We start from the raw sequence: 15,953 nt of genomic DNA, 5'->3' as shown, positions 1-15,953 counted from the left end.
ATGGCAGCTTCGGGCTTTTTAATGATCGCCAGCTTTATGTTGGTGTTATTGCTGCTCTCAAAACCACTGGGGAATTTCATTGCTCAGCTGATTGAAGGTCAGCCTGTAGGGTTGTTACAACGTTTTGATCGTGGGGTATTTCGCACAGCAGGTAGTTCCGAAACAGAAATGAACTGGTGGCAGTACGCCCTCGCCATCATGGTGTTCAACATCTTAGGCATCGTCGTTTTGATGGTGATGTTGTTGGCGCAAGGCTGGTTGCCGATGAACCCGCAGAACTTCGGCGGTCTGTCATGGGATCTGGCTTTCAACACGGCAGTCAGCTTTGTGAGTAACACCAACTGGCAGGCGTACAGCGGCGAAAGCACGCTGAGCTACTTCAGCCAGATGATTGGTTTGACGGTGCAGAACTTCCTGTCCGCCGCCACCGGTATTGCCGTGGCTTTCGCGCTGATCCGCGCCTTTGCGCGCCCTTCAGCTCATACCATTGGTAACGCGTGGGCAGACCTGTGGCGCATCACGATTTATCTGCTGCTGCCAATTTCTCTGTTGATGGCGCTCTACTTCGTCAGCCAAGGGGTGATTCAGAACTTTGAAGCTTATCAGCACGTGACCACGCTGGAAGGCGCGCAGCAGCTGTTGCCAATGGGCCCAGTCGCCTCTCAAGAAGCGATCAAGATGCTCGGGACTAACGGCGGTGGCTTCTTCGGCGCGAACTCCGCGCACCCGTTCGAAAACCCAACCGCCATGACCAACATGGTGCAGATGCTGTCGATTTTCCTGATCCCTTGCGCACTGTGCTTCGCGTTTGGTCGCGTGGTCGGTGACAACCGTCAGGGTCACGCGCTGGTGTGGGCGATGTCGGTGATTTTCGTGGTGTCGGTGGTGGTCATCATGTACGCGGAATTGCAGGGTAACCCGCACTTCACGCAGTTGGGTGCTAACAGCAACATCAATATGGAAGGTAAAGAGAGCCGCTTCGGCATCTTAGCTTCTAGCTTCTTTGCTGCCGTCACTACCGCCGCGTCCTGTGGTGCAGTCAACGCCATGCATGACTCCTTCACCGCCCTCGGTGGTCTGGTGCCGATGTGGCTGATGCAGATTGGTGAAGTGGTGTTCGGCGGCGTCGGCTCTGGCCTGTACGGCATGCTGCTGTTCGTGCTGCTGACGGTGTTCATCGCTGGCCTAATGATTGGCCGTACGCCGGAATACCTCGGTAAGAAGATTGATGTTTACGACATGAAAATGACCGCGCTGGCGATTCTGGTCACACCAACCTTGGTGTTGCTGGGTACCGCGCTGGCTCTGGTGACTGACGCAGGTCGCGCCGGTATTTCCAACCCAGGTGCGCATGGTTTTAGCGAAGTGCTGTATGCCGTCTCCTCTGCCGCCAACAACAACGGTAGCGCCTTCGGTGGTTTAAGCGTCAACACCCCGTTCTATAACGTGCTGTTGTCAGTATGTATGTTCTTCGGTCGCTTTGGGGTGATTCTGCCGGTACTGGCTATCGCCGGTTCACTGGTAGCGAAAAAACGTCAGAAAGCGGGCAACGGTACGCTGCCTACCTCCGGCCCACTGTTTATCGGCCTGCTGGTCGGTACGGTTCTGCTGGTTGGTGCGCTGACCTTCGTTCCAGCTCTGGCCCTCGGTCCGGTAGCAGAACATTTGCAGGTGTGGTCCGGCCATTAATGCCGCGTAACCCGTTGAACTGATAATGAGTGAGATTAATAAAATGACTCGTAAACAACGTGCGCTGTTTGAACCGCGCCTGATCCGCACCGCCCTGCTCGACTCGGTGAAGAAACTGGACCCGCGCGTCCAGTGGCGTAACCCGGTGATGTTCGTGGTGTATCTGGGCAGTATTCTGACCACTATTATTTGGCTGGCTATTCTGTTCAAACAGACTGACGGCAGCGCCGGATTCACCGGCAGCGTGTCGCTGTGGTTGTGGTTCACCGTGCTGTTCGCCAACTTTGCCGAAGCATTGGCAGAAGGCCGCAGCAAGGCGCAGGCACAGAGCCTGAAAGGCGTGCAGAAGACCAGCTGGGCGAAGAAAATCTACGAACCACGCCCGGAATCTCCGGTGGTGAAAGTGGCCGCCGACAGCCTGCGTAAAGGCGACATGGTGCTGATCGAAGCCGGTGATACCGTGCCGTGCGACGGTGAAGTGCTGGTCGGCGGTGCGTCAGTCGATGAAAGCGCCATTACCGGTGAGTCCGCGCCGGTGATTCGTGAGTCAGGCGGTGACTTCTCCTCCGTCACCGGCGGTACTCGCGTGCTGTCTGACTGGCTGATTGTTGAGTGTACGGCCAACCCAGGCGACACCTTCCTTGACCGAATGATCGCCATGGTTGAAGGCGCAAAACGTCGCAAAACGCCAAACGAAGTGGCTCTGACCATTCTGCTGGTCGCGCTGACGCTGGTGTTCGTTTTAGCCACCGCGACGCTGTATCCGTTCTCGCTGTTTAGCGTTGACGCCAGCCACATGGGCGTTCCAGTCACCGTCACCGTGCTGGTCGCGCTGTTGGTGTGTCTGATCCCTACCACCATCGGCGGCCTGCTGTCGGCCATCGGCGTGGCGGGTATGAGCCGCATGCTGGAAGCTAACGTGATTGCCACCAGCGGCCGTGCTGTTGAAGCCGCGGGTGACGTTGACGTGCTGCTGCTCGACAAGACCGGGACCATTACGCTGGGTAACCGTCAGGCATCGCAGTTCCTGCCCGCACCACAGGTGACGGAACAGGAACTGGCCGATGCCGCACAGTTATCCTCGCTGGCGGACGAAACGCCGGAAGGCCGCAGTATCGTGGTGCTGGCGAAACAGCGCTTTAACCTTCGCGAACGCGATATCCATTCGCTGAACGCCACCTTTGTTCCGTTCTCAGCGCAAACCCGCATGAGCGGCGTGAACATCGGCGAGCGCAGCATTCGTAAAGGCTCGGTGGACGCGATTCGCCGTCACGTTGAAACCAACGGCGGCAGCTTCCCGCAGGCTATCGAAGGTCTGGTGGAAAACGTGGCTCGCAAAGGCGGTACGCCGCTGGTTGTGGCTGAAGGCGCGCGCGTTCTCGGCGTGGTTGAGCTGAAAGACATCGTCAAAGGCGGCATTAAAGAGCGCTTTGCCGAGCTGCGTAAGATGGGGATCAAAACGGTGATGATCACCGGTGACAACCGTCTGACCGCTGCGGCTATCGCGGCCGAAGCCGGGGTGGATGACTTCCTGTCAGAAGCCACGCCGGAAGCCAAGCTAGCGCTGATTCGCCAATACCAGTCAGAAGGCCGTCTGGTGGCGATGACCGGCGACGGTACCAACGACGCCCCTGCTCTGGCACAGGCTGACGTGGCGGTGGCGATGAACTCAGGTACCCAAGCGGCGAAAGAAGCCGGCAACATGGTGGACTTGGATTCCAACCCGACCAAGCTGATTGAAGTGGTGCATATCGGTAAGCAGATGTTGATGACCCGTGGTTCGCTGACCACCTTCAGTATCGCCAACGACGTGGCGAAGTACTTCGCCATTATCCCGGCGGCGTTCGCGGCAACTTATCCGCAGCTGAACGCGCTGAACGTGATGCACCTGACCTCCCCTGCCTCGGCCATTATGTCGGCAGTTATTTTCAACGCCTTGGTGATTGTGTTCCTGATCCCACTGGCGTTGCGCGGTGTGAGTTATAAGGCCATGAGTGCCGCGTCGCTGCTGCGCCGCAACCTGTGGATTTATGGCGTAGGTGGTCTGGTGGTGCCGTTTATCGGTATCAAGATTATCGACGTGATCCTCACCGTTTTACACTTAAGTTAAGGGATAAAGACTATGTCTGTTTTACGTACTCAGTCTGCTAACCAAGCTCCAGCGCCAACCCGCATGAGCTACCTGCGCCCTGCGATTGTGATGACGGTGCTGCTGACGCTGGCGACCGGGGTGGTTTACCCGTTCGTCACCACCGGGATCTCCACCGCGGTATTCAACTACCGCGCTGAAGGTTCGCTTATCCGTGACAATGGCGTGATTGTCGGTTCTGAGCTGATTGGTCAGAACTTCACTCGCGACAACTATTTCTGGGGGCGTCCGTCGGCGACATCCGATACCCCCTATAATCCAATGGCGTCCGGCGGCAGCAACATGGCGGTGAGCAATCCGGCGCTGGACAAAGCCGTGGCGGATCGCGTGGCGGCATTGCGTAAAGCGAACCCGCAAAGTTCGCCACAGGTTCCGGTGGATTTAGTCACCGCATCGGGCAGCGGCCTTGACCCACAAATTTCGGTGGAAGCCGCACAGTGGCAGGCCCAGCGCATCGCCACGGCGCGTGGCTTAACGCTGGCGCAAGTCAATAAACTGATTGATGATAATACCTCGTCGCCGCTGGCGAGCTTTATCGGCCCGAGCGTGGTCAACGTACTTGAGTTAAACCATGCGCTGGACAATGTGAAAGCGCAGTAAGGGTTCGAATAAAGATGTCCTCACGCTAAAGAGGATCAGTGATTAGGGCGCAACACGCTGCACCTTTCGAGATTCCCCCTCGGAAAATGCAACATGCTGCGCCCGTTCGGCTTTCTAAATTATGATGGGAAAACACATGGTGGAAGAATCACAACGCCCCGACCCGGATAGTCTTCTGGCGCTCGCTAATGAGAAGCCGCGCGGTCAATTAAAAGTCTTTTTCGGTGCCTGTGCGGGCGTTGGAAAAACCTTTGCCATGTTGCAAGAGGCCCAGCGTTTACGCGCTACGGGCCTCGATGTTTTGGTCGGCGTGGTGGAAACCCACGGGCGTAAAGAGACTGAGGCCCTGCTGCCCGGCCTAAGCCTGCTGCCGCCAAAACGCATTCAGCACCGTGGCCGTCAAGTGCAGGAGTTTGATCTCGACGCCGCCCTCGCCCGCCACCCTGCCCTGATCCTGATGGACGAACTGGCGCACAGCAACGCCACCGGCTCGCGCCACCCGAAGCGCTGGCAAGATATTGATGAGCTTTTAGATGCCGGAATCGACGTGTTTACCACCGTCAACGTGCAGCATCTGGAAAGTCTAAACGACGTGGTCAGCGGCGTGACCGGGATTATTATTCGCGAAACCGTCCCTGACCGACTGTTCGACGACGCCACCGAAGTGGTGCTGGTCGACTTGCCGCCGGACTCGCTGCGCCAACGCCTGAAAGAGGGCAAAGTCTATATTCCCGGTCAGGCCGAGCGGGCCATCGAGCACTTCTTCCGCAAAGGCAATCTGATTGCTCTGCGCGAGCTGGCCCTGCGCCGCACCGCCGACCGGGTTGATGACCAGATGCGCGAATACCGCGATGACCAAGGGGTTCACCGCGTCTGGCACACTCGCGACGCCCTGCTACTGTGCATTGGTCACGGCGGCGGCAATGAAAAATTAGTGCGAATCGCCTCGCGGCTGGCGGCGCGTCTGGGCTGTATCTGGCACGCGGTGTATGTCGAAACCCCGCGCCTGCACCGTCTGCCCGAAGGCCAACGGCGGGCGATTTTGCGCTCGCTAAAACTGGCACAAGAATTGGGAGCGGAAACCGCCACCCTCGCCGATCCGCAAGAAGAGAAAGCCATTCTGCGCTATGCCCGCGAGCACCGTCTGGGCAAGGTGCTGATGGGGCGGCGCAAAGAGCAGCGCTGGAAAGTGGGCGGCACCTTTGCCGATCGGCTGGCGCGCATCGGGCCAGATTTAGATTTGATGATCATCGGGCTGGAAGATGCTCCAGCTATTCAGAGCCGCAAAGAGCACGACGCCCGCACCTTCGCCGAGAAATTCCGCCGCCAGCTTCAGGGCTGCGCCGTGGCCGTGGCGCTCTGTACCCTAATCACCCTGTTCTCCCAATGGCTGATCCCGGCGTTCGATCAGGCCAACTTAGTGATGGTTTACCTGCTCGGCGTGGTGATTGTCGCGCTATTTTATGGCCGCTGGCCGTCGGCGCTGGCTGCGGTGATTAACGTCGTCAGCTTCGACCTGTTCTTTGTACAGCCTCGAGGCTCGCTGGCGGTCACCGACGCGCAGTATCTGGTGACCTTCGCGGTGATGCTGATTGTCGGCATCCTGATTGGCAATCTTACCGCCGGGGTGCGCTATCAGGCGCGCATTGCCCGCCACCGCGAACAGCGCGCCCAGCATCTGTATGAAATGTCGAAAGGTCTGAGTCAGGCACTGACGCCGGACGCCATTGCCCAGACCAGCCGCCACTTTATCTCTTCCAGCCTGCACGCCAAAACCGCCGTTTTACTGCCGCAGGAGAATGGCGGTCTGGCTCCGGCAGCCAGCGATGAAGGCGCCAGCATCGTGGTGGATGACGCCATTGCGCGCTGGAGTTTTGACAAGCAGATGCCCGCCGGAGCAGGCACCGACACGCTAGCGGGCGTGCCTTACCAACTGCTGCCTCTGGTGGCCTCCGGCCAGTCGCGCGGCCTGCTGGCGGTTGAGCCGACCAACGCGCGCCAGCTGATGGTGCCGGAGCAGCAGCGACTGCTGCAAACCTTCACCGTGCTGGTCGCCAACGCCCTCGAGCGTTTAGATTTAGCCGCCAGCGCCGAAAGTGCCCGGCTGGACGCCGAGCGCGAACAGCTGCGCAACTCGCTGCTCTCCGCCCTCTCCCACGACCTGCGCACGCCGCTTACCGTGCTGTTCGGTCAGGCAGAAATTCTGACGTTAGATTTAGCGTCCGAAGGCTCGAAACACGCGCCGCAGGCTAATCAGATTCGCCAACAAGTCCTCAGCACCACCCGGCTGGTGAACAACCTGCTGGATATGGCGCGCATTCAGTCCGGCGGTTTTAACCTGCGCAAAGAGTGGCAGTCAGTTGAAGAGATCATCGGCAGCGCGCTGCGCATGCTGGAAACCGTGCTCAGCAGCCACGAAATCAAAATCGAGCTGCCGGAAGAGCTATTGCTGGTCAATTGCGATGGCAGCCTGATTGAGCGAGTGTTTATCAACCTGCTGGAAAATGCCCATAAATACGCCGGTTCGGGGGCAACCATTGGCATTCGCGCCACGCCGCAGCAGGAGTGGCTGGAGATGGAAGTGTGGGATAACGGGCCGGGAATTATGTCCGGCGGCGAGCGCGCCATCTTCGACAAATTCTCTCGCGGTAATAAAGAGTCAGCAATCCCCGGCGTGGGCTTGGGATTAGCCATTTGTCGTGCCATTATTGAGGTACACGACGGCGAGATCTGGGCAGAAAATGGCCCTAACGGCGGCGCACGCTTCCGCTTCCGCCTACCTTTGGAATCACTGCCAGAAATGGACACTGACATAATTGAGGAAATGTGACTTCATCCCCCATTAATATTTTGATTGTTGAAGATGAGAAAGAGATCCGGCGCTTTGTTCGAACCGCGCTGGAGGGGGAAGGTTTGCGCGTTTTCGAGAGCGACACGCTGCAACGCGGGCTGATTGAGGCCGGTACGCGCAAGCCTGATTTGATTATTCTTGATCTCGGTTTGCCGGATGGCGACGGGCTGGATTACATCCGTGATTTGCGCCACTGGAGCAGTATTCCGGTGATTGTGCTGTCGGCCAGAACCAGTGAAGAAGATAAGATTGCCGCGCTGGACGCGGGTGCCGATGACTTCCTGACCAAGCCGTTTGGCGTTGGCGAGCTGCTGGCGCGGGTGCGCGTGGCGCTGCGACGTCATGCCGGAAGCCATCAGGAAAGCCCGTTGGTGAGTTTCTCTGATGTCAGCGTGGATTTGGTCAATCGGCGCGTGCAGCGTAATGGCGAAGATTTACACCTGACGCCGATTGAGTTTCGCCTGTTGGCGGAGCTGCTGGCTAACAGCGGAAAAGTGATCACCCAGCGGCAATTATTGAGCCACGTCTGGGGGCCAAACTATGTCGAGCACAGCCACTATCTGCGCATTTATATGGGTCATTTGCGGCAGAAGCTGGAAGTCGATGCCACCCGTCCGCGCCATCTGTTGACTGAAACGGGTGTCGGCTACCGATTCCTGCCCTAACCTGCTTTACTCTTCCCGCTCGCGCACTTTGCCGGTTTTCAGCAGCATCATGAAATCCTTAAAGGCGGTGCGCAGAGGGTCGAACAGCGGATGCTTGCGGTTCTCCATCATGGTTTCGGAGAACAGCTTCAAGCCCACGGCAAAAGCTGCCGTTTTCTCTTCGCCAAAGCCCAAATCTTCCCGCGCCTGCAAACGCTTCACAATGCCCAAAATCTCATCGTGGTTCTCAGCTTCAAACACCAGCGTTTCGGCTTCCAGCGGCTCGCCGCGCTTGTCAGTTAATGGCTCTACGGTGATGCGATAACGGTAACCCGGCATTATTTTTTCTCCTCAGAATTTGCATTTTTAGAAGACGTAGCGGCCAGTTCGGCGTCGATGGCGGCGAATTCGGCTTCAATGCTTTCTACCGCTTTGACCAGTGTGGCATTAACGCGGGCCACCTGCTCGGCACTCAAATCGCCGCGCATCATGTTGCCGCGCAGCACGCGTTTCAGGCGATGCATGGCGTCGGAGATACCTTCCGCCAAGTTACCACCGCGCGGACGCGTTGCACCAGCCAGACGGGCGAAGATGATGTCGACCACTTCCTGATGCTGCGCCAGCTCGATTTTACCGGCTTCGGTAATTTGGTAGCTTTTGCGGCCATTGCCGGTAGCGACGGCTTCAAGGAAGTCTTGCTCTTCCAGCAGGGTCAGCGTCGGGTAAATCACTCCCGGACTTGGCACATAGAGGCCAGACGAAGCTTCTTCAATCGCTTTAATCAGCTCATAGCCGTGGCTTGGCTTTTTCGCCACCAGCGCCAGCAGCACGCGGCGCAGGTCACCGTGCTCAAACAGGCGCTGCACGCGCTCGCCGTGACGCCCTTCCCCACGACCACCGCGACGGCCTTCGCCGCGCTCATCGCGATCGCCAAAATGGTGACGCCCGCCACGACGCAGGTCGCGATGACCGTGACGGTGATGCCCCTCTTCGCGGCATCCGTGGCCGCTATGGCGGCCTTCGAACAGTTTACTGAACATAGATTCAATCCTTAACAATAGGGTTATTTAGATATATCGAAGTGTTTTCGATATATCTAAACTAGATTGAATTTCAGCCGTCAGCAAGTCGAATATGCAATTTCGATATATCTTTTTTATGAGAAGGGAGTTTTACGAGGCGCAGAAAGCAAAAAAGCGCTGAAGATTCAGCGCTTTGTTTTGGAGCAGAGGTCGGGATTACTTGGCGTCGGCGAGGACTTTGCTGACGATATCCACGGCTTCTTTTTCGATTTTTTCGCGGTGCTCGGCACCTAAGAAGCTTTCACAATAGATTTTGTAAGCTTCTTCTGTACCGGACGGACGTGCGGCGAACCAGCCATTTTTGGTCATTACTTTCAGACCGCCGATGGAAGCCCCGTTACCCGGCGCGTTGGTCAGGCGGGCGGTGATGGGGTCACCGGCCAGCGTGTCGGCTTTTACCTGCTCAGGAGAAAGCTTGGACAGCGCGGCTTTCTGCGCGTGAGTCGCAGGAGCCTGAATACGGTTGTAGCTTGGCGCACCAAAGCGAGCCGCCAGCGCATTGTAGTGCTCTTGCGGATTCTTGCCGGTGACGGCGGTGATCTCAGCCGCCAGCAGGCACATGATGATGCCGTCTTTGTCGGTGGACCAAGGCGTGCCGTCGAAACGCAAGAAGGATGCCCCGGCGCTCTCTTCGCCGCCAAAGCCGAAGCTGCCGTCGAACAGGCCGTCAACGAACCATTTGAAGCCCACTGGCACTTCCACCAGCTTGCGGCCCAAGTCTTCGACCACGCGGTCAATCATCGCGCTGGATACCAGCGTTTTACCGACGGCGACCTCTTTGCCCCACTGTGGACGATGCTGGAACAGGTATTGGATCGCCACCGCCAGATAGTGGTTCGGGTTCATCAAACCCGCAGGAGTGACGATGCCGTGGCGGTCGTAATCTGGGTCATTGGCGAAGGCCAAATCGAACTTGTCGCGCAGCGCCAGCAAGCCCGCCATCGCGGATTCAGACGAGCAGTCCATGCGGATCACGCCGTCGTGGTCGAGATGCATAAAGCGGAACGTCTGATCGACAGAGTCGTTCACCAGCGTCAGATCGAGTTCGTAATGCTTGGCAATACGCTTCCAGTATTCGATACCGGAACCGCCGAGTGGGTCAACGCCCAGCTTCAAGCCCGCTTTTTGAATCGCCTTCATGTCGACGATTTCGCCAAGGCTTTCGACATAAGGCTGAACCAAGTCTACGGCTTGCAGATGGCCGCTTTTCCACGCCGCGTCGAGAGACTGACGCTGAACGCCAGCCAGCTTGGCCGCCAACAACGCATTGGCACGTTTTTCAATAACTGACGTCAGGTCAGTATCGGCCGGGCCGCCGTTGGTTGGGTTGTACTTGATGCCACCGTCTTCTGGCGGGTTGTGCGACGGGGTGATGACGATGCCATCAGCCAAAATGCCGCCTTTGCGGTTGTGCGTCAGGATAGCGTGAGAAACCGCAGGGGTTGGCGTGTAGCCATTATCTTCCTGCACAATCACGTCAACGCCGTTGGCCGTCAGCACTTCCAGCACGGAAATAAAGGCCGGTTCAGACAGCGCGTGGGTATCTTTGCCCACGTAGCAAGGACCCGTGGTGCCCTGCTCTTTGCGCACTTCAGCAATCGCCTGAGCAATCGCCAGAATGTGATTTTCGTTGAAGCTATGACGCAACGCGCTACCGCGATGGCCGGAAGTCCCAAACTTCACCGCGTGGGCAGTGTTCGCCGGGTCCGGTTGCAGAACGTAATATTGTGACGTCAACTGCGCCACATTGATTAAATCGCTTTGCTGAGCAGGCTGTCCTGCACGAGGGTTATTAGCCACGTGTGCATCTCCCTTACGCTGAAATTAGAGGGTACCGCAGACTTTGTCGGTCAGTTCTTGAGGGAACTGCATCAACTGCATGATGTGTTCGATCATGCTGCGTTTGCGATCTGTGTTGGTATTCGTGATAACCCAATACGGCGTTCCAGGAACGTGTTTAGGCTTCGTATGGTTACCATTTTGCAGCAATGTCTGCTGGTCGCCGGCGAAATAGGTGCGCGTGCGGCCGTGCAGGGAGTCCGTCGCCGCAGCAAATTCTTTAGGATTCAGACAGTACAAGGTAGACAGGATCAGCATGAAACGGTTCACTGCCTTGGTCTGTTCTGCATAGTCATCAGAAAGCAGCAGCTCGCGCACGGCGCGGACTTTATCACGCGCGGTGTTAGCAGCCACGACAGGCGCTTTTTCTGCGGCGGTGGCGGCAGCAACCTGCGCGCCCGCATCGGCAGGGGTGGTTTTCGCTTCCTGCCCGGCAGAAAACTTCAGCATACGGCGCAAAATATCCGACGCACTTTCGCCGATATGCTGCGTATGGCTGGCAATATAACGGTAGAGTTCTTCGTCAACCTCAATAGTTTTCATCTTTTTCCAGTACTGTTTTTTCTACTTAATTCGTTCGAAAAGGATTATACAAACTTCTGCGCGTTAACGAACAGGTCACAACACAAAAAGCAGATTTATCCACGCTTTCTGCTCAAGCCTTCTGCTATCTGCTTCGCAGCGCTAAATCCCAATCAGGCATCTGGCTAAAACTTTCCGGTTTAAAAATTTTCAGCAACTCATGATAACCTAATGAGATTGTTTATCTGCATGAACTTCACCATGAAATTACATTATCGTCTGCAAGAATCTGCCCAGCCTGAGAATCAAACCCTGCCCGTTTTGCTGATCCACGGCCTGTTCGGCACGCTGGATAATCTCGGGGTGCTGGCGCGCGACTTGAAACAGCAGCATCAGGTGCTGCAAGTAGATATGCGTAACCATGGCCAGTCAGGCCGTTCAGATGACATGTCTTATGCCGCCATGGCGCAGGATTTATTGGACACCATGGATGAAGTCGGCTTTGAAAAAGCGCTGGTGATTGGTCACTCAATGGGCGGCAAAGCGGCGATGGCGATGACCGCGCTGGCGCCCGAGCGCATTGAAAAGCTGGTGGCGATTGATATCGCGCCGGTGGACTATGACACCCGCCGCCACGACGAAATTTTTGCCGCCGTTAACGCCGTGACCGACGCCAAGGCTGGTGACCGCCAGTCCGCCGCCGAGTGCATGCGTCAATATATAGATGAAGAAGGCGTGATTCAGTTCTTGCTGAAATCCTTCCAGCAGGGCGAGTGGCGCTTTAATGTACCGGTGCTGATGGCGGAGTACGCCAAAATCATCGGCTGGGAAAACATTCCCGCGTGGAACCACCCTGCACTCTTTATTCGCGGCGGCCTGTCGCCTTATGTGCAAGATAAGTACCGCGACGCCATTGCCAGCCAATTCCCTCAGGCGCGTGCCCACGTGGTCGCCGGAACAGGTCACTGGGTCCATGCGGAAAAACCTGACGCCGTGCTTCGCGCTGTACACCGTTTCATCGATGAAGCCTGATGTTTAATAAGCTGGGGATAAATTGTGCAAAAAGTCTGCATAACTTAATCATTTAGCTATAAATTTGGGCTTTTAACCGTTGTGAATCGCGGCGCGGCTAGGGTATGATTGCGCGCTAAAATTTTGCCGCCCCAATCTGGGTAACCGTTGTGCGGGGCGTCTCGAAGTTGGGTTGGGTGATTAGCCCGAAATATGTAAGGCAATCGTCAGAAACGGCGTGCCGTTTTCCGATGTAACTTTCCTGGTTTTACCGCTACCTATGGCAAAAGAACAACTGGATCGCACGACGCTTGATCTGTTCGCAGATGATCGCCGTCCGGGGCGTCCGAAAACAAATCCGCTTTCACGAGATGAGCAGCTTAGGATTAATAAGCGCAATCAACTTCGTCGCGATAAAGCGAGCGGTTTGCGACGCGTCGAGCTAAAAATTAATGCAGAAGCTGTTGATACGCTCAATAAGCTAGCCGAAGAACGCAATATCAGTCGTAGTGAGTTGATTGAAGAGATGCTTCTGGCGCATCTGAATCATCACGAAAGCTGAACCTCAGCGGGCAGCCATCTCTGGCTACCCGCTCATTTTAGGTTGCCTGCAACCTGTTCAAATTAGTTAAAACGTTTCCCAATTTTCACTGCTTTTAGCGCTAGTTGCCCCCAAGTCCGGGCGCAGCAACGGTGCTCGCGAAGATGCAACCTGATGCTGAGCCACGCGCGTCACGCTGTCGCGCAGTTTGAAAGTCGCCACCGCGTTGTTCAGCAAGGCCGCCTGCTCTTCCAGAGAAACCGCAGCCTGCGACGCCTCTTCCACTAGCGCGGCGTTTTGCTGCGTCACGCTGTCCATCTGCGTTACCGCCACGGCCACTTGGCTAATCCCTTTACTCTGCTCATCCGACGCCGAGGCAATTTCCGCCATGATGTCGGTCACATGCGTTATCGAGCGCACCACGTCATCCATGGTGTTACCCGCCTGCTCCACCAGCTTCGAACCATTATCTACGCGCGAGACTGACTCGCTGATCAGCTGTTCAATCTCTTTCGCCGCCTGCGCACTGCGCTGGGCCAAGTTACGCACTTCGCTGGCGACCACGGCAAAACCGCGCCCCTGCTCGCCCGCGCGCGCCGCTTCAACCGCCGCGTTCAGCGCCAGAATGTTGGTTTGGAAAGCAATGCTGTTGATCACCGCCGTGATCTCAGCAATCTTTTTCGAGCTGCCGGAGATGTCTTTCATGGTGCTGACCACGTCCGCGACAATGTTGCCGCCCTTGCGCGCCGTGGCAGAGGCTTCCACCACCAGTTGGCTGGCGTGATGAGCATTGTCGGCGTTGTGTTTCACCGTCGCAGTCAGCTGCTCCATGCTGGCTGCCGTCTCTTCCAGCGCCGATGCCTGCTGCTCGGTGCGCGAGGAGAGGTCATTGTTACCGGCAGAAATCTCAGAAGCGCCCTGATAGATGTTATTGGTGCAGTTGCGAATGGTTTGCACGGTGTTGATCAGGCTGTTTTGCATCACGTTCAGCAATGGGATCAGCTTCCCGGCACAGTTTTTGCCGAACTCCTCCAGATTGTGGGTCAAGTCGCCGCGCGCAATTACCGCAAACTGGTCACGGATTTTATTCAGCGGTTTAACTAATCCCCACATCAGATAGCGGTCGGTAAGAAACAGGATCACCATGCCCAGCGCGAAGGCCACCAGCAGGATGATTTTGCTCATTTGCGTCAGGTGAGTCGACTGCTGCTCGGTGCGCTTTAATGCATCAGCAATCAATGCGTTAGCTTTCTCCACCGAGGCACCAAACTTCACGCTCAGCGGCACAACGCTGACGGTAGAAATCTGCTTATACGCCTCGGCGTTCTTGCTGCTGGCGGCGTTGAACAGTGGCGTTGCGCCCTGCTCCGCCAGATTAGTCCAGTCGGTTATCAGCTCCTGAACCACGGCATCATCCAACCCCGGATGTGGGGCATTTTTAAACGCATTAAGTGCGTCAGTCATATTTTTCAGCGCCAGTTTCGCGCCATCGAACAGCTCCGGTTTCTGGTTAGGGTCGTTTTGTAACGCTGACATCGCACGAGTCAAACGCGTTTGGGTTCTAAAATATTGATCACTTCCTTTATGGATCAAGGTGAGATCGTTGACTAATGCCACGTTGATTTCGGCATTTCTGGTCAATGAATTGAGTGAAGTTACGGTATAGATAGCCACGCCCGCCCACATGACACTAAATGTACCGAGAATGACCAGCATTGCGGTCCTGATGGTAATGTTTTTCAAAAATTGCACGATGTGCCTCTCGTGAAACAGCTCTGTTTCTTTTTATGTGTATTAACGGGGATGCGGAGAATCACACAGGTCGCCGGAAGGCATATGCCTCGGGACAGGGTGAACACCTCTCCGGGCATCGATTGCTTGTACTGACGAGTTTCCTCTCGCTTCATCTATCGGCGCTGAGTGGGTAAAATTTAGGAACAACGTGAAATTCTTTCAGTTTTGCTTAGGGAGTGAGCGGCAGACGTATGCCGAATAGCCACACAAAACACACAAAGGCGATAACGCTCGTCATCAATGCCCGATAAACTTGTTAGTTAACTGCAAGCTGCGCGGAGGCATGTTCTCTGTGCGATGAGTTTGTTATTATTTGCGGCATTATTGCCTAGGGTATATTTCCGCTATCCACAGTCGGCCAGTCAGAGTGGCAACGACGCGGATAGTCAGGATCAGGCTTTTCATTGAGAACAAGAGGTTAGAAATCTTATGGCCGTAGTAGGAATCTTCTTTGGATCCGATACAGGTAACACCGAAAACATCGCAAAAATGATCCAAAAGCAGTTGGGTAAAGATGTTGCCGAGGTACATGACATTGCGAAAAGCAGCAAAGAGGATTTGGAAAAATTCGACATTTTGCTGATCGGCATTCCAACCTGGTATTACGGCGAAGCACAGTGTGACTGGGACGACTTTTTCCCATCGCTGGAAGAGATAGATTTCGAAGGTAAGCTGGTTGCCCTGTTTGGCTGTGGCGATCAGGAAGATTATGCCGAATACTTCTGTGACGCGATGGGCACCGTGCGTGACATCATCGAGCCACGCGGCGCGGTTATCGTAGGTCACTGGCCAACTGCCGGTTACCACTACGAAGCGTCAAAAGGTATGGCGGATGACACCCACTTCATCGGCTTGGCGATTGACGAAGACCGTCAGCCAGAACTGACCAATGAGCGCGTGGATGCATGGGTGAAACAGATCACCGAAGAATTGAGTTTAGCTGAAATCATTGGCTAATCATTGGCTGATGGCAAGAAAGGCCCTGAGTCGTTGATTACACGTCGAAAGGGCCAATCTATTACTGAAATTAACAATTTAACCGCTACAAAATTGTAACTTTCAGCGGTATCAAGGTACACTTAGATCTTGGTTTATTCTATTGATCAAGCCGTTGCGATCTGATCGCAACAGTCGTGAAAAGTGTGATCTTCGTTAACAGATCCCCCTATTCACCATGAACTGATACCACAGGCTTCATGCCTCAACGTGACAAGCATAGTAACAGGACTGA

Annotated in this window: 13 protein-coding genes; 8 read left to right on the top strand and 5 right to left on the bottom strand. The window is 55.7% G+C overall.

Going from position 1 to position 15,953, the window contains the following annotated elements:
- The 5 genes from kdpA (at position 1) to kdpE (ending at position 7,954) form a co-directional block, all read left to right on the top strand.
- Positions 1–1,689, top strand: coding sequence for a potassium-transporting ATPase subunit KdpA (gene kdpA, locus GEAM_RS03815; protein WP_034788428.1), 1,689 nt, complete (start codon positions 1–3; stop codon positions 1,687–1,689).
- Between the two features lie 43 nt (positions 1,690–1,732).
- Positions 1,733–3,799: a potassium-transporting ATPase subunit KdpB gene (gene kdpB, locus GEAM_RS03810; RefSeq protein WP_034788655.1), complete on the top strand. Its 2,067-nt coding sequence runs from the start codon at positions 1,733–1,735 to the stop codon at positions 3,797–3,799.
- Between the two features lie 63 nt (positions 3,800–3,862).
- Positions 3,863–4,438, top strand: coding sequence for a potassium-transporting ATPase subunit KdpC (kdpC, locus tag GEAM_RS03805; protein WP_034788651.1), 576 nt, complete (start codon positions 3,863–3,865; stop codon positions 4,436–4,438).
- 136 nt (positions 4,439–4,574) lie between these two features.
- A complete protein-coding gene (kdpD, locus tag GEAM_RS03800; RefSeq protein ID WP_034788427.1) occupies positions 4,575–7,268 on the top strand; it encodes a two-component system sensor histidine kinase KdpD in 2,694 nt (897 codons plus the stop codon).
- Positions 7,265–7,954, top strand: coding sequence for a two-component system response regulator KdpE (gene kdpE / locus GEAM_RS03795; RefSeq protein ID WP_034788424.1), 690 nt, complete (start codon positions 7,265–7,267; stop codon positions 7,952–7,954). Before kdpD ends, kdpE begins: the two co-directional genes overlap by 4 nt.
- A gap of 6 nt (positions 7,955–7,960) precedes the next feature.
- Here kdpE and GEAM_RS03790 read toward each other — a convergent pair whose 3' ends face one another.
- The 4 genes from GEAM_RS03790 to seqA all read right to left on the bottom strand — a co-directional run bounded on the left by GEAM_RS03790 (position 7,961) and on the right by seqA (position 11,397).
- Positions 7,961–8,272, bottom strand: a complete 312-nt coding sequence (locus GEAM_RS03790) for a DUF3861 domain-containing protein (RefSeq protein ID WP_034788422.1) — start codon at positions 8,270–8,272, stop codon at positions 7,961–7,963.
- Positions 8,272–8,973: a PadR family transcriptional regulator gene (locus GEAM_RS03785; protein ID WP_034788415.1), complete on the bottom strand. Its 702-nt coding sequence runs from the start codon at positions 8,971–8,973 to the stop codon at positions 8,272–8,274. The genes GEAM_RS03790 and GEAM_RS03785 overlap by 1 nt, the downstream gene beginning before the upstream one ends.
- A 198-nt stretch (positions 8,974–9,171) precedes the next feature.
- Complete coding sequence (gene pgm, locus GEAM_RS03780; RefSeq protein WP_034788410.1) at positions 9,172–10,815, bottom strand: phosphoglucomutase (alpha-D-glucose-1,6-bisphosphate-dependent); 1,644 nt, start codon at positions 10,813–10,815, stop codon at positions 9,172–9,174.
- A 24-nt stretch (positions 10,816–10,839) separates the two neighbouring features.
- Positions 10,840–11,397 carry a replication initiation negative regulator SeqA gene (seqA, locus tag GEAM_RS03775; protein ID WP_034788407.1) on the bottom strand — a complete coding sequence of 186 codons (558 nt, stop codon included), beginning with the start codon at positions 11,395–11,397 and terminating at the stop codon, positions 10,840–10,842.
- Positions 11,398–11,625: 228 nt separating this feature from the next.
- Here seqA and ybfF point away from each other — a divergent pair, with 228 nt between their 5' ends.
- The gene (gene ybfF / locus GEAM_RS03770; RefSeq protein ID WP_034788405.1) at positions 11,626–12,408 is read left to right on the top strand and encodes an esterase; all 783 of its coding nucleotides are present in this window, start codon (positions 11,626–11,628) and stop codon (positions 12,406–12,408) included.
- Positions 12,409–12,667: 259 nt separating this feature from the next.
- Positions 12,668–12,949 (top strand): LexA regulated protein, encoded by a 282-nt coding sequence (gene ybfE, locus GEAM_RS03765; RefSeq protein WP_034788646.1) that lies wholly within the window; start codon positions 12,668–12,670, stop codon positions 12,947–12,949.
- Positions 12,950–13,015: 66 nt separating this feature from the next.
- Here the strand turns inward: ybfE and GEAM_RS03760 are convergent, their stop codons facing one another.
- A complete protein-coding gene (locus tag GEAM_RS03760) occupies positions 13,016–14,680 on the bottom strand; it encodes a methyl-accepting chemotaxis protein (protein ID WP_034788402.1) in 1,665 nt (554 codons plus the stop codon).
- Positions 14,681–15,151: 471 nt separating this feature from the next.
- Between GEAM_RS03760 and fldA the strand changes: the two genes are divergently transcribed.
- Positions 15,152–15,679 (top strand): flavodoxin FldA, encoded by a 528-nt coding sequence (gene fldA, locus GEAM_RS03755; protein ID WP_034788400.1) that lies wholly within the window; start codon positions 15,152–15,154, stop codon positions 15,677–15,679.
- Positions 15,680–15,953 lie beyond the last annotated feature (274 nt).

Origin of the sequence: Ewingella americana ATCC 33852 (assembly GCF_000735345.1) — a bacterium.
Lineage (GTDB): Bacteria > Pseudomonadota > Gammaproteobacteria > Enterobacterales > Enterobacteriaceae > Ewingella > Ewingella americana.
This window is presented reverse-complemented; position numbering and strand designations above follow the sequence as displayed.